Here is a 14,397-nt window from a genome sequence, read left to right on the forward strand (position 1 = left end):
TCAATTTTCTTAATACAAAGGCAATTGAGTGCCAAACGGGGCGATTGTTTACGGTTTCTTGCCAAAATGCGGGGTGCGGGACTTTGGTAAAGTCGAATCGGAGTAAGGATCAGTTTTTAGTGAATTTCGAAATGGAATGGTTAAAAAGGTCGCACTCTTTAAACTTCCGTGCATAGAGTTGCTCTAACGATAGGAATCAGTCGTTGACAGAGCACGGAGAACCGCCAATGAGCAGCCCCCAAGAACCCAGCTTCCGCGAGAGTGTTGATCTGATGTTCAACAGAGCAGTCGCTTTGATGGACCTGCCGCCTGGGTTGGAGGAGAAAATTCGCGTCTGCAACGCCACCTATACGGTGCGGTTTGGGGTGCGGCTGCGTGGTGAAATGGTGACCTTCACAGGCTATCGCTCAGTCCATTCCGAGCACATGGAACCGGTCAAAGGCGGCATTCGCTATGCGATCAATGTGCATCAGGATGAGGTCGAGGCCCTGGCTGCGCTCATGACTTATAAATGTGCCCTGGTCGAAGCCCCCTTTGGCGGATCCAAGGGCGGTTTGTGCATTGATCCGCGCAAATATGAAGAACATGAACTGGAACTGATCACCCGCCGTTTTGCCTATGAACTGGCAAAGCGCGACCTGATCCACCCCAGCCAGAACGTGCCGGCGCCTGATATGGGCACCGGCGAGCGCGAGATGGCCTGGATCGCGGATCAATACGCGCGGATGAATACCACCGATATCAATGCCCGTGCCTGTGTCACTGGCAAGCCGCTGAATGCCGGTGGCATCGCCGGCCGGGTCGAGGCGACGGGGCGTGGGGTGCAGTATGCGCTGCGTGAGTTTTTCCGTCATCCCGAAGACATGGCCAAGGCGGGTCTTGAGGGTAAGCTGAAAGGCAAGCGTGTCATCGTGCAGGGGCTTGGCAATGTGGGCTACCACGCTGCCAAATTCCTCAGCCAGGAAGATGGCGCGCTGATCACCGGTGTGATCGAACGCGACGGTGCCCTGTACCGGAGCGAAGGTCTGGACGTGGAGGCGGTGCACAATTGGATCGTCAAACATGGCGGCATTTCCGGTTACCCGGATGCGACTTTGCTGGAAAATGGCGCGGAGCTGTTGGAGAAAGAGTGCGATATCCTGATCCCGGCGGCGCTGGAGGGGGTGATTAACCTCTCCAACGCGGATCGCATCAAGGCGCCACTGATCATCGAGGCCGCCAATGGTCCGGTGACGGCGGGTGCGGATGAAATCCTGCGTAACAAAGGCACCGTTATCATCCCGGATATGTATGCCAATGCTGGTGGTGTGACGGTCTCCTACTTTGAGTGGGTCAAGAACCTGAGCCATATCCGCTTTGGCCGGATGCAGCGTCGCCAGGAAGAAGCACGCCACCAGCTGGTGGTCGATGAGCTGGAAGGCCTGTCAGACAGCATGGGGAAAACCTGGACGCTGACCGAGGGCTTCAAAGAGAAGTATCTGCGCGGCGCTGATGAGCTGGAGTTGGTACGCTCGGGTCTGGATGACACCATGCGGATTGCCTATCAGTCCATGCGTGAAGTCTGGCACAGCCGCGATGATGTCACCGATCTGCGCACCGCTGCCTATCTGGTCTCTATCGGCAAAGTAGCTGCCAGCTACCGGGCCAAGGGGCTTTGAGGGCGTAATCAAAGCACGGATCGGTTTTCTGATCTTGATGGCGGGCCTGGTGCCCGCCATTTTTTTGGCGTCTCCATGCAGAGACCGGGCTTGCGGGGCAGGCGGCCCAATTAACGCTGGGGGCGCACCACAAAGGCCCAGAAGCGGCAGGGAAAGTCGCGAAATGGCCTAGACATATGTGTACATTTCCTGTGCAAAGACTGGCAAGAGCACGCTTGTCTCAGGAATTTTCCCCTCTGGGGCTAGGCGTCCTGCGGCAAAGCCGCTAGCAATATCACAGGTTTACCACCCCGCAGCTGGGGGTGTCGGGCAGGATGAAACGCGGGAGGGCTGCAATGGGTTTTTCGGGATGGCGGGTGCTCAAGGAAGGGCTGACCGGCAACAAGGGCTGGGGGCCGCATTGGCGCGACCCGGACCCAAAGCGCGAATATGATGTGGTGATCATTGGCGGCGGCGGCCATGGGCTGGCCACCGCATACTATCTTGCTGCCGAACATGGGATCACCAATATTGCGGTTCTGGAGAAAGGCTATCTCGGCGGTGGCAATGTCGGGCGCAATACCACCATTGTGCGGGCCAATTATTACCTGCCGGGCAACTCTGAGTTTTATTCACATTCGCTGCGGCTCTGGGAGGGGCTGGAGCAGGAGCTGAACTACAATGTGATGATGTCCCAGCGCAGTATGCTCAATCTCTATCACAATGACGGTCAGCGGGACGCGGCGGTGCGGCGGGGGAATTCGATCATCAATCAGGGGGATGACGCCGAGCTGCTGGATCGTGAGGCGGTGCGCAGGCTGGCCCCCTATCTGAATTTTGACAACAACCGCTTTCCGATCATGGGCGCGCTGATGCAGCGCCGGGCCGGGACTGCACGCCATGACGCCGTGGCCTGGGGCTTTGCCCGGGGCGCGGATCGGCGTGGGGTGGATCTGATCCAAAACTGCGAGGTTACCGGCATCGACGTGGAGGGCGGCAAGGTGACCGGGGTGCAGACTGCGCGCGGCCCAATCCGGGCCAAGAAGGTTGCCCTGGCAGCAGCCGGACGCAGCGGTCAGGTGGCGGCCATGGCAGGGCTGACCCTGCCGATTGAGAGCCACGTCTTGCAGGCCTTTGTGTCCGAAGGGGTGAAGCCGCTGGTTGATCAGGTGATCACCTTTGCCGAGGGGCACCTTTATATCAGCCAGTCTGACAAGGGCGGTTTGGTCTTTGGCAGCTATCTGGATTTTTACAGCTCTTATGCGGCGCGGGGCAATCTGCCGATGGCGGAACATACCATGGAGACCTGCGTTGCCATGGTGCCCGCCATCAGCAAGGCGCGACTGCTGCGCAGCTGGGGTGGCATTATGGATATGACCCCGGATGGATCGCCGATTATTGATCACTCTCCCATTGAGGGTCTCTATCTGAATTGCGGCTGGTGTTATGGCGGCTTCAAGGCGACGCCGGGGTCGGGGAATGCCTATGCCCATCTGATTGCCACGGATCGCCCCCACGGGGCTGCGACCCGGTTCAAGCTGGACCGGTTTCGCAGTGGCTACGGGATGATGGATGAGGAGGGAACCGGTGCGCAACATAATCTCCACTAGGTCCTTGGGGCTCTGGCTGGATGCCTCCGGCGGAGGTATTTTGGGTAAGATGAAGCAGGAGTGTCAGGCATGAGGATCCACTGTCCCCATTGTGGCGAACGCGACCGACGTGAGTTTTATGTCAAGGGCGCGGCGTTGGAGCGCCCTGGGCTGGATGCCGGGTTGGACGACTGGCATGCATATGTGAACCTGCGGGAGAACCCTGCCGGGGTTTTGGCGGAGCTGTGGTATCACGAGATGGGCTGTGGCGCCTGGCTCAGTGTGACGCGCAATACTGCGACACATGAGATCCTGAAGGTGGAGCTGGCCTCTGCTGTGGGTTTGGGAGGGACAGAATGAGGATCGCGGGGAAAGGGTTCAGCGCCGGAGGCAAGACCGTCAATTTTACCTTCAACGGGCGGCATCTGATGGGGCTGGAGGGGGATACGCTGGCCTCTGCTTTGTTGGCCAATGATATTCATCTGGTGGGACGGTCGTTTAAATATCACCGTCCGCGTGGCATTCTGACGGCAGGCAGCGAGGAGCCCAATGCGCTGGTTACTTTGGGGCATGGCCCCGGACAGGACCCCAATATTCGCGCCACCACGCAGGAGCTTTATGAGGGGCTTGAGGCGCGTAGTCAGAACTGTTGGCCTTCGGTGGAGCACGATATTCTGGCGGTCAACAATCTGGCGGCGCCGTTCTTTGGGGCCGGGTTTTATTACAAGACCTTCATGTGGCCCGCGGCCTTCTGGGAAAAGCTGTATGAGCCGATGATCCGCCGCGCGGCGGGGCTTGGGGCGTTATCTGGAGAGGCAGATCCTGATTGTTACGAAAAGGCCTATGCCTTTTGTGATCTTCTGGTGGTTGGCTCTGGTCCTGCGGGGCTGATGGCGGCCCTGACGGCGGGGCGCGCGGGGGCGGATGTTTTGCTGCTGGAAGAGGACAGCCGTCTGGGCGGGCGTCTTTTGGTTGAGCAGGAAGAGATCGATGGCCAACCCGCAGATGTCTGGTTGCAGGAGGTGCTGGCAGAGCTGGGCGCGATGCCGAATGTGCGCCTGATGGCGCGCACGACGGTCACGGGCGCCTATGATCAGGGCACCTATGGGGCGCTGGAACGGGTGAGCCAGCATGAGATGCGGCGGCACTCTTTGAAGGAGTGTCATCGTCCGCGTGAGTGTTTTTGGCGCATTGCAGCAAAACACTGTGTGCTGGCGGCTGGGGCGATTGAGCGCCCGGTGGCCTTTCGCAACAACGACCGGCCCGGGGTGATGATGGCCAGCGCGGTGCGCGCCTACCTGAACCGTTGGGGGGTTGCGCCAGGAGAGCGGGTGACGCTGTTTGCCAATAACGATGATGCCCATCGGACGGCCCGGGATCTGGCACAGGCTGGCGTGCATGTTGCGGCGGTGATCGACAGTCGCCATGACGCGCCAGACAGTGATCTGTACCCGGTGATGAAGGGGGCGCAGATCTGCAATACCAGTGGTGGCAGGCGGCTGGAAAGCATCACGGTGCGGTCGGTGCGTGGTGAAGAACGGATCCAGACAGATTGCCTGGCGATGTCGGGGGGGTGGAACCCCTCGGTGCATTTGACCTGCCATCTGAATGCGCGGCCTGTCTGGCGCCGTGAGGTGCTGGCCTTTGTGCCCGCCCCTGGTGCGGTGCCGGGGTTGCGGGCTGTGGGGGCTTGCAACGGGACGTTCTCGACCCAAGGCGCGCTGAACGAAGGGGCTGAGGCTGCCGGTCAAGTGCTGGACGCGCTGGGCGTGCCGGGCGCGCGGGCTGATGTGCCTGTTGCCGAGGATGCGGCCTATCAAATTGCGCCGCTTTGGGCGGTGCCCGGCAAGGGCCGTGCCTGGCTTGATTTTCAGAACGATGTCACCGTGAAGGATGTCACCCAGGCGGCAGGAGAGAATTTCCGTTCGGTTGAGCATATGAAGCGCTACACCACCCAAGGCATGGCGACGGATCAGGGCAAGAATTCCAACGTGGCGGCCTTGGCGGTGCTGGCAGATGTGACCGGGCGCTCGATCCCCGAAACAGGGACGACCACCTTTAGGCCGCCGTTTGTGCCAGTATCAATTGGCGCCATGGGGGCCGGGGCGGCGGATCAGGGTTTCAAACCGAAGCGCTTTTTGACCTCGCACAACGCGTCAGAGGAGCGCGGGGCCAGCCAGCTGGAGGTTGGGCTGTGGTACCGGGCGGCCTATTTCCCCAAGCAGAGCGAGAGCAACTGGCGGCAGTCCTGTGATCGTGAGGCCATGTGGGTGCGCCGCGCCGTTGGGGTTTGCGATGTGTCAACGCTGGGCAAGATCGACATTCAGGGGCCGGACGCGGCCAAGCTGCTGGATTTTGTCTATACCAATACCTTCAGCACGCTGAAGCAGGGGCGCGTGCGCTATGGGTTGATGTTGCGCGAAGACGGCTTTGTCATGGATGACGGCACCTGCGCGCGGCTGGGGGAGACCCATTATGTGATGACCACCACCACCGCAGCGGCGGGTGAGGTGATGGCGCATCTGGAATTTATCGCCCAGGTGCTGCGCCCGCAGTGGGATGTGCGCTTTACCTCCGTCACAGAGCACTGGGCGCAGTTTGCCGTTGCAGGCCCCAAGTCGCGTGAGCTGCTGAACGGGCTGCTAGATGCTCCAATTGACGGTGACAGCTGGCCCTTTATGGCCTGTGGTGAGGTCTCAGTCATGGGGGTAAAGGGGCGCCTGTTCCGGATCTCCTTCTCTGGGGAGGAGGCCTATGAGCTGGCCCTGCCTGCGGGGTATGGTGACAGCCTGTTCCGCACCCTGTTGTCGCGCGCCGAAGCACTGGGTGGTGGCGCCTACGGCATGGAGGCGCTGAATGTGCTGAGGATTGAAAAGGGGTTTATTACCCATGCCGAGATCAATGGCACAGTGACAGCCCATGACCTGGGGCTGGCGGGCATGTTGTCCAAGAAGAAGGACTTTATCGGCAAGGCCATGGCCCATCGTCCTGGGTTGGTTGATGCGGACCGTATGCAGATGATCGGGCTGAAACCCCTTGGCGCGGTAAAGGAGCTGAGTGCCGGCGCCCATCTCTTTACGCCTGAGGACCCGGTGGAGCGGGTGCATGACCAGGGCTATGTCACTTCAGCCGGGTTCTCACCTGAGCTGGGACATATGATTGCGCTTGGCTTTTTGAAGCGGGGGGCAAGCCGGATCGGGGATGAGATCCGCCTGGTGGACCATATGCGCGGTATTGATACGCTCTGCGAAGTGGTTGAGCCGGTGTTTTACGACCCAGAAGGAGAACGGACCCGTGGCTGAACTGCTTGTCAAAACCGCTTGTGATGGCCTTGAGCCGCTCAAAATCGGCTTACTTAGCATGACCGAAAGCAAGCCACAGACCCTGACCACGCTGGCCCCCTACCAAGGCGAACAGCAGGCGCTCGACAAGGCCCTGACGAAGGCGCATGGGGTTGGCTTTCCGGGAGTGAATGGCTCGACCTCTGGCAAGGGGGCGCGGGTCTTGTGGTTTGGCCGCGACCTGGCGCTATTGATGGGGCCACAGCCGGATCCAAGCCTGGCCAGGCATGCGGCCCTTACGGACCAAAGTGCTGGTTGGGCGGTGATGGAGCTGGCGGGGCCTGAGGCTGAGGATGTCCTGGCGCGGCTCTGCCCGGTGGATCTGCGGTTTGCGGTTGGGGCATCTGTGCGCACCGAGGCCAAACACATGATGGCTTCCCTTTGTCGCCTTGATAAAGATCGGTTTCAGATCATGGTGTTCCGATCCATGGCGCAGACATTGCACCATGATCTTAAAACAGCGATGGAAGCTTGGGCGGCGCGGAGGTAATCTGCCGGGATCTTCAACTGATTCCGGGAGCGATCCATGATCCGCATCACCCTTGCCGCCGTTCTCTTGGCAGCGCCTGCCTCTGCTGCCGACAGAAAAGAAGACAGCTGTAAATATCAGGGCCAGGTCATGGCCGCGGTTCAGGCCGCCCGTCTGGACCGTGTCAGCAAGACAGATGTCGAACAGGTCATTCTTGACAGTGAGCCCGACTGGCCAGAACAATATTCCAAGGCGATCCCGCAGCTGGCCGAGCACATCTATGCCATGAAGCGCCGGGACCTGAAGGCGACGGAATTTGGCCCGCTGCTGGAACAGCAATGCCTGGAAAACTGGGATCAGATTCAGGAAATGAAACGACAGTTGAAATCAAACTGATATGTCTTTGACACCTGGATTCATGGATGAATTGCGCAGTCGGATCAGCATCTCTGATGTTGTCGGGCGCAAAGTCATGTGGGACCAGCGCAAGTCAAATACCGGCAAGGGCGATCTTTGGGCGCCTTGCCCCTTTCATCATGAAAAAAGCGCGTCCTTTCATGTGGATGACCGCAAAGGTTACTACTATTGCTTTGGCTGCCAGGCCAAAGGTGATGCGCTGAAATTTGTCCAGGAAACCGAAAATGTCGGCTTTATGGAGGCGGTGGAAATCCTCGCGCGGGAGGCGGGAATGGAGATGCCAGCCCGCGATCCCAAGGCGCAGCAAAAACAGGACCGCCGCACGCAGCTGATCGAGGTGATGGAACAGGCGGTGCAGTTCTTCCGCCTGCAGCTGAAAACCAATAACGCGACAGCAGCGCGCAGCTATTTGCAGCGCCGTGGCCTCACCCCACCGGCCCTGGATCGGTGGGAGATCGGCTTTGCGCCGGATGGCTGGCAGAACCTCTGGGATCATCTGCGTGGCAAAAACGTGCCCGAAGAGCTGATCATGGCCGCCGGTCTGGCCAAGCCCTCAACCAAGGGCGGGCGGTCCTATGATACCTTTCGCAACCGGATCATGTTTCCGATCCGCGACGCCCGTGGCCGCGCCATTGCCTTTGGCGGGCGCGCCATGGATCCGAACGACAATGCCAAATACCTGAACTCGCCCGAGACCGAGCTGTTCGACAAAGGCCGCAGCCTGTACAACCACGCCCCTGCGCGGGCAGCGGCTGGTCGCGGTACGCCCCTGATCGTGGCTGAGGGCTATATGGATGTGATTGCCCTGTCCGAGGCAGGCTTCCCGTCCGCCGTCGCGCCTTTGGGCACGGCGGTGACGGAGACCCAGCTGCAGCTGATGTGGCGGATGGCGGATGAGCCAATCATCGCGCTGGATGGCGACACCGCCGGTCTGCGCGCCGCCATGCGGGTGATTGATCTGGCCCTGCCACTGTTGCAGGCAGGTAAATCCCTGCGCTTTGCCATTATGCCAGACGGGCAGGACCCGGATGATCTGATCAAAGCTAAGGGGCCAGAAGCGGTGCAGGCGGTGCTGGATCAGGCCATGCCGATGGTCAAGCTGCTGTGGCAACGCGAAACCGAGGGCAAGGTTTTTGACAGCCCCGAGCGCAAGGCCACTCTGGATAAGGCGCTGCGGGAAAAGATCAAACTGATCCGTGACCCGTCGATCCGCAAACACTATGGCGAGGATATCAAGGATCTGCGCTGGGAGCTGTTTCGTGGCAATCGCCCCGAAGGCCGGGATCGTGACTTTGACCCCGGCGGCTCTGGCGATGGATGGCAGGGCGGCGGCACCTGGAAGCCAGGCCGCAAGGGCGGCTTTGGCGATGGCGCACGCAGACCCTGGAAAGGGCAGAAGGTCGCGCCGGCCCCCATGGCCAGCACCCGCAGCTCGTTGGTGGTGGCTGCCAATGAGGCAGAAATCGCCCGCGCCCGCGAGGCAGTGGTGCTGGCGGTAGCGATCTCGACGCCGGATATGATCGCTGAGTTCGAGGGAAACCTGGAACGTATGCTCTGTGCTGACGCAGATCTGAGCCGTCTCAGGGACCAAGTGTTGCGGTTTGGCATCGATACGCCGCAGCAGCTGAAAGATCGCATTATTGAGAATCTTGGGGGTCAAGCCCTTGAAAATCTGATGACGCTTGGCCACGTGGCAATTATCCCCTGCCTGCGCAGACCCAGTGATTTTGACGCGGCCCGGCAGACCCTGGCCGAAGAATTCGCCAAACTGGAGGCCCTGCAGGGGTTGAATGCAGAGTTGGCTGAGGCCGCAGAAGACCTGACAGGACTGGCGGATGAGGCTTTGACCTGGCGTCTGAAGCAGGCGGCCGAAGCGCGAAATCGCGCGGTGCGCAGCGAGAACGAGGACAAGGCCAACTTTGATGTGGGCGAGAATGGCGCGCGACTCGATCGCGAGGAACTCGATGCTTTTGGCGCCCTTTTGGACAGAATCGGCTTCTCTCAAAAGTGATTCGTGCAGCCCGCGTGTCGTTTTGCTAAGGAAGAGCCAAAGAAAATTCGCTAAACCGGGTGACGAATCACACGATCGCGCTAATGATTCGCTCATCCGAATCGCCCAGCCTCTTAGGGAGCAATGAATGGCCGCCAAAGATAACGACGACCGTAAGCCTGACGATCAGGACGCTGAAATCTCGCTGGACATGAGCCAGGCCGCGGTCAAAAAGATGATCGCCGAAGCCCGTGAGAAGGGCTACATCACCTATGACCAGCTCAACCAGGTGCTGCCTCCCGATCAGGTGAGCTCGGAGCAGATCGAAGATGTGATGTCGATGCTGTCGGAAATGGGCATCAATATTATCGAAGATGAGGAAGTCGAAGAGGAAGAGCAGAAGGGCTCAACCGAACTGGTTTCCGCCGATAGCCCGCGTGAAGTAGCGGTTGCCGGAGCGGCTTCTGAGAAGCTGGACCGGACCGACGACCCGGTGCGCATGTATCTGCGCGAGATGGGCACGGTCGAACTGCTGAGCCGCGAAGGCGAGATCGCCATTGCCAAGCGCATCGAGGCCGGCCGTAACACCATGATCGCCGGGCTGTGCGAAAGCCCGCTGACCTTTCAGGCGATCACCATCTGGCACGACGAACTTCTGTCAGAGGACATCCTGCTGCGCGACGTGATCGATCTGGAAGCCACCTTTGGCAACCAGTTGGATGAAGACGGTGAAGCCGCAGAACCCGTGGTGCCCGTGGTTCCAGGAGCCGCGCCCGCTGCAGCTGCGCCCGCCAAGGAAGAAACCCAGGAGCTGGATGCTGATGGCAATCCGATTGCCACGGATGATGATGACGACGAAGACGAGCAGGCCAATATGTCGCTTGCCGCCATGGAAGCGGCCCTGAAGGATCGGGTGCTGACCACGCTGGAGCATATTTCGACAGATTTTGCCCGGCTGTCAGAGATGCAGGATAGCCGGATCTCGGCAACCCTGAACGAGGACGGCTCGTTTGGCAAAAAAGACGAGGCGACCTACCAGTCGCTGCGCTCTGAAATTGTTGAGCTGGTGAACGGGCTGCATCTGCATAACAACCGTATCGACGCGCTGATTGACCAGCTTTACGGCATCAACCGCCGTGTTATGCAGATCGACAGCTCGATGGTGAAACTGGCGGACCAGGCCCGTATCAACCGTCGCGAATTTGTCGAAGCCTATCGCGGCCGTGAGCTTGACCCCAACTGGCTGTCCGACATGGGCGAAAAGCCCGGCCGGGGCTGGCAGATGTTCATTGAGCGCTCGACCGACAAGGTCGAAGAACTGCGCGCCGATATGGCCCAGGTGGGTCAATATGTTGGTCTGGATATCTCTGAATTCCGCCGCATCGTGCAGCAGGTTCAGAAAGGCGAAAAAGAGGCCCGTCAGGCGAAAAAGGAAATGGTCGAGGCCAACCTGCGTCTGGTTATCTCGATTGCCAAGAAATACACCAACCGTGGTTTGCAGTTCCTCGATCTCATTCAGGAAGGCAACATCGGGTTGATGAAGGCGGTAGACAAGTTCGAATACCGCCGTGGTTACAAGTTCTCGACCTACGCCACCTGGTGGATCCGTCAGGCCATCACCCGCTCTATTGCGGATCAGGCCCGTACCATCCGTATTCCGGTGCATATGATCGAGACCATCAACAAGCTGGTCCGCACCGGTCGCCAGATGCTGCACGAAATTGGCCGCGAGCCGACGCCGGAAGAGCTGGCCGAAAAGCTGCAGATGCCGCTGGAAAAGGTCCGCAAGGTGATGAAGATCGCCAAGGAGCCGATCTCGCTTGAGACGCCAATTGGCGACGAAGAAGACAGCCAGCTGGGTGATTTCATCGAGGACAAGAATGCCGTGCTGCCACTGGACAGCGCCATTCAGGAAAACCTCAAGGAAACCACCACCCGGGTTCTGGCCTCGCTCACCCCGCGCGAAGAACGGGTTTTGCGGATGCGTTTTGGCATCGGCATGAACACCGACCACACGCTGGAAGAAGTCGGCCAGCAGTTTAGCGTGACCCGTGAGAGGATCCGCCAGATCGAGGCCAAGGCGCTCAGGAAACTGAAGCACCCCAGCCGCAGCCGCAAGTTGCGCAGCTTCCTGGATCAGTAGTAAGAAGGGCGCCCTACGGGGCGCCTTTTTTCTAGGGCCCGTGGACATTCAGGATTCCCAACCGGTCTGAATTCTGATTCAAGCTTCCAAAATGGAGGTTTGAATGAACGAAGAGCGGTTTGTGTTGACAGATGACGTCTGGCTTCGCCTCGCGCCGCACTTGCCTGGCAAGGAGGGCGATGCGGGTGTGACGGGCAAGGATAATCGTCTGTTTCTCGAAGCCGTGCTATGGCGTGTGCGGACAGGGTTGCCGTGGCGTGACCTGCCTGCTTATTTCGGCAACTGGAACAGCGTGTTCCGACGGTTTCGCAGATGGGCTGAGGGCGGCGTATTCGAGCGAATTTTCAAGGAAATCAGTGGGGATCCAGATTTCGAATACGCAATGATCGACGGCACGATTGTTCAGGCTCACCAGAAGGCGAGCGGCGCAAGGGGGGGACTCAAAATCAAGCCATCGGGCGGTCGCGTGGCGGATTGACCACCAAGATCGTTGCTTTGGTCGACGCCCTAGGAAACCTGGCTGACTTCGTACTCCTGCCTGGTCAGGCTCACGACATGAAGGGCGTCGAACCGCTCATCGATGGCGTGGCCTTTGATGCTCTCTTGGCCGACAAGGCATTTGATGCCGATTGGCTGCTCACAGAACTCGATGCGCGCGGTGCCACCGCCATCATCCCACCGAAAGCGAACCGCAAGTTCCTGCGCGATTACGATAAACACGCCTACAAATGGCGGCACTTGATCGAGAATTTCTTCGCAAAGATCAAGGAATTCAGAGCCATAGCGACCCGGTACGAGAAAACAGCGTCCAGCTATGCTGCCAACTGGCATCTCGCAGCTGTCATCATCGCTTCAAGATGAATGTCCACGGGCCCTAGTTGGAGTTATGTCTTGCGTCTTTTTATTTCATCTCTTCTGTTTGTGGTTTCAGCCATGCCTGCGATGGCCTGTCCTACCGGATCAGAAGTTCTGGTCTCCTGTTCTTTACAAGGCGGCAGCAAAGAGCTGACAACCTGTTTGCAAGGCGAGCAGGTGAGCTATGCCTTTGGCCGCAGTGGGGCCAAGCCGGATTTGGCGCTGCAGCGAAATGTGCGGGACGTAAACATGGTGCCCTGGCCGGGCATTGGTTGGTCGATTTGGGAAACATTCACGCTTGAAAATGCGGGAACCTTTTACACGGTTTACTACAACCAAGAGAAAGATCCGGATGCAGTTCAGCCCTTAAGCGGCGGTATTGTCGTCGAACAAGGCGGTCGTGAGCTGGCGCATTTGCACTGTGACAGCGGTAGTGTGAAGAGCTCCGGCTACGGTCTGCCCCTGTTTGAGGCCAAGCAGCGCGCCGGACAGGTGTATTCGCTTGAAGCCGAGAGTTGGCAATAGGTGGTGGACAGCCGATGCGAAGATACTCCTACCGAAATGACGGGAGACCTCATCGTCTTTGATGGCGAATGTGTGCTGTGCTCGCGGTTCTTTCAGTTCATGCTGCGCCATGACAGGGCGCAGCGGTTCTCCTTTGCGACGGCGCAGTCGGCACTGGGGCAGCGGCTCTACCGCGAACAGGGGCTGCCGGTGGATGATTTTGAAACCAATCTGGTCTTTGTCGAGGGCCGTTGCTACCAGCGGCTGGATGCCTTTGCCGCTGCAATGCGTGCCCTACCGGGGATCTGGCCTGTTCTGGGGCTGTGCCGCTTTTTGCCCAGGGTCGTGAAAGACCCGCTCTATCATGCTGTTGCGCGCAATCGCTATCGTCTCTTTGGCCGCACCGCCACCTGCATGGTGCCCAGCCCAGAGGTGAAGGCCCGGTTTCTGGATTGGATCCCTGCACAGCCGGAAGAGCATGCATGAGCGACGCTTTTGGCCGCATTATTGCAGAGCAGGGATTGGCCGTGCCTGCGACAGTTGCGCGGTTTCATGCGGCGGGATCTGGCAGCTACAGGGGACGGGCCGATATCACATCGGGCAACCTGCTGGCGCGCCTGATTGTCCGGCTTGCCGGCTTTCCTGCACCGGGACGCGACGTGGATTTTGAAATCTCCACAACCCCGCAGGGAGACGGTCATATTTGGACGCGGCGCTTTGGCACCCGTAAAACCCGCTCCTACCTGAGGTATGACAGCAGGCATGCCTGCGCGGTAGAACAGTTCGGCCCAGTTGCGATCCGTATGGGGGTGCAGATGCAAGGCGAGGTGCTGGCCGTCCAGGTGCTGGGGGCCAGCTTTCTGGGTCTGCCACTGCCGCGCCTGTTGACCCCGAAATCCGCCTCATCAGAGTTTCAAACGCCGGATGGCGGGTTTGGCTTTGATATCTCTGCCAGTCTGCCGCTGATTGGGTTGCTGATCCGCTACCAAGGCAGTTTTGACGTGCCGGAGCCGCGTTAACCATTTGTTAACACCTCTGCTTGCAGCCGGGCGGTGTCGCCCAATATAACCTAATGAACCATCTCGCTACCTATTCGAGATCAAAAACGCCTAAGGGGGACCGATGTCTGCGAATCAAAACCTGACTGAGGCGCTGACCATTCTGCAAGAGCAGCTGGAAGCGCTCAAAAACCTGACCGATGCCAATGAATTTATGGTCTCCGCCCTGAAGGAACAGGGAAACACCCTAAAATCCTTGGATGCAGAGCCGGCCCGCGAGATGTTGCGGCAACAGGCGCGTGCGCAGTTTGACCCTGAACAGGGCAACTCCCCCGATGCAGCGGTGCTGGATATCCTGGAGCAAAGCCTGGGCAAGGGTCTTGGGGCTGAAATCATTCCCTTCCCTGGCGCAGCAGTAAAACACGCCGTTTAGGCGCCTGCCTCTAGATCGTCT

At 59.3% G+C, this 14,397-nt stretch carries 12 protein-coding genes and 1 pseudogene; all 13 read left to right on the forward strand.

The genetic code is table 11. From position 1 onward, the window contains the following. Nucleotides 1-227: 227 nt before the first annotated feature. Nucleotides 228-1,658: a Glu/Leu/Phe/Val dehydrogenase gene (locus tag JZI28_RS05275; protein WP_297339834.1), complete on the forward strand. Its 1,431-nt coding sequence runs from the start codon at nt 228-230 to the stop codon at nt 1,656-1,658. Nucleotides 1,659-1,993: 335 nt separating this feature from the next. Next, the gene (locus JZI28_RS05280) at nt 1,994-3,247 is read left to right on the forward strand and encodes a sarcosine oxidase subunit beta family protein (protein WP_375699465.1); all 1,254 of its coding nucleotides are present in this window, start codon (nt 1,994-1,996) and stop codon (nt 3,245-3,247) included. 69 nt (nt 3,248-3,316) lie between these two features. Beyond that, nucleotides 3,317-3,586 carry a sarcosine oxidase subunit delta gene (locus JZI28_RS05285; protein ID WP_375699466.1) on the forward strand — a complete coding sequence of 90 codons (270 nt, stop codon included), beginning with the start codon at nt 3,317-3,319 and terminating at the stop codon, nt 3,584-3,586. Beyond that, nucleotides 3,583-6,528, forward strand: coding sequence for a sarcosine oxidase subunit alpha family protein (locus JZI28_RS05290; protein ID WP_375699467.1), 2,946 nt, complete (start codon nt 3,583-3,585; stop codon nt 6,526-6,528). Before JZI28_RS05285 ends, JZI28_RS05290 begins: the two co-directional genes overlap by 4 nt. Further along, nucleotides 6,521-7,057 carry a sarcosine oxidase subunit gamma gene (locus JZI28_RS05295; RefSeq protein ID WP_375699468.1) on the forward strand — a complete coding sequence of 179 codons (537 nt, stop codon included), beginning with the start codon at nt 6,521-6,523 and terminating at the stop codon, nt 7,055-7,057. Before JZI28_RS05290 ends, JZI28_RS05295 begins: the two co-directional genes overlap by 8 nt. 36 nt (nt 7,058-7,093) lie before the next feature. After that, nucleotides 7,094-7,432 (forward strand): hypothetical protein, encoded by a 339-nt coding sequence (locus JZI28_RS05300; RefSeq protein WP_295455064.1) that lies wholly within the window; start codon nt 7,094-7,096, stop codon nt 7,430-7,432. Nucleotide 7,433: 1 nt separating this feature from the next. Next, complete coding sequence (gene dnaG / locus JZI28_RS05305) at nt 7,434-9,464, forward strand: DNA primase (RefSeq protein WP_375699469.1); 2,031 nt, start codon at nt 7,434-7,436, stop codon at nt 9,462-9,464. Between the two features lie 127 nt (nt 9,465-9,591). Further along, nucleotides 9,592-11,586, forward strand: coding sequence for an RNA polymerase sigma factor RpoD (gene rpoD, locus JZI28_RS05310; RefSeq protein WP_295455060.1), 1,995 nt, complete (start codon nt 9,592-9,594; stop codon nt 11,584-11,586). Between the two features lie 103 nt (nt 11,587-11,689). Beyond that, nucleotides 11,690-12,447, forward strand: a pseudogene (locus tag JZI28_RS05315) (IS5 family transposase). A gap of 30 nt (nt 12,448-12,477) precedes the next feature. Next, a complete protein-coding gene (locus tag JZI28_RS05320; RefSeq protein ID WP_375699470.1) occupies nt 12,478-12,966 on the forward strand; it encodes a hypothetical protein in 489 nt (162 codons plus the stop codon). 36 nt (nt 12,967-13,002) lie between these two features. Continuing rightward, nucleotides 13,003-13,431, forward strand: a complete 429-nt coding sequence (locus JZI28_RS05325; protein WP_375699471.1) for a thiol-disulfide oxidoreductase DCC family protein — start codon at nt 13,003-13,005, stop codon at nt 13,429-13,431. After that, nucleotides 13,428-13,964 (forward strand): DUF4166 domain-containing protein, encoded by a 537-nt coding sequence (locus JZI28_RS05330; RefSeq protein ID WP_375699472.1) that lies wholly within the window; start codon nt 13,428-13,430, stop codon nt 13,962-13,964. Before JZI28_RS05325 ends, JZI28_RS05330 begins: the two co-directional genes overlap by 4 nt. Before the next feature lie 103 nt (nt 13,965-14,067). Then, complete coding sequence (locus tag JZI28_RS05335) at nt 14,068-14,376, forward strand: hypothetical protein (RefSeq protein WP_297339657.1); 309 nt, start codon at nt 14,068-14,070, stop codon at nt 14,374-14,376. The last annotated feature ends 21 nt before the right edge of the window (nt 14,377-14,397 follow it).

It is taken from the genome of Pseudophaeobacter sp. TrK17 (assembly GCF_042192375.1).
Taxonomy (GTDB): domain Bacteria; phylum Pseudomonadota; class Alphaproteobacteria; order Rhodobacterales; family Rhodobacteraceae; genus Pseudophaeobacter.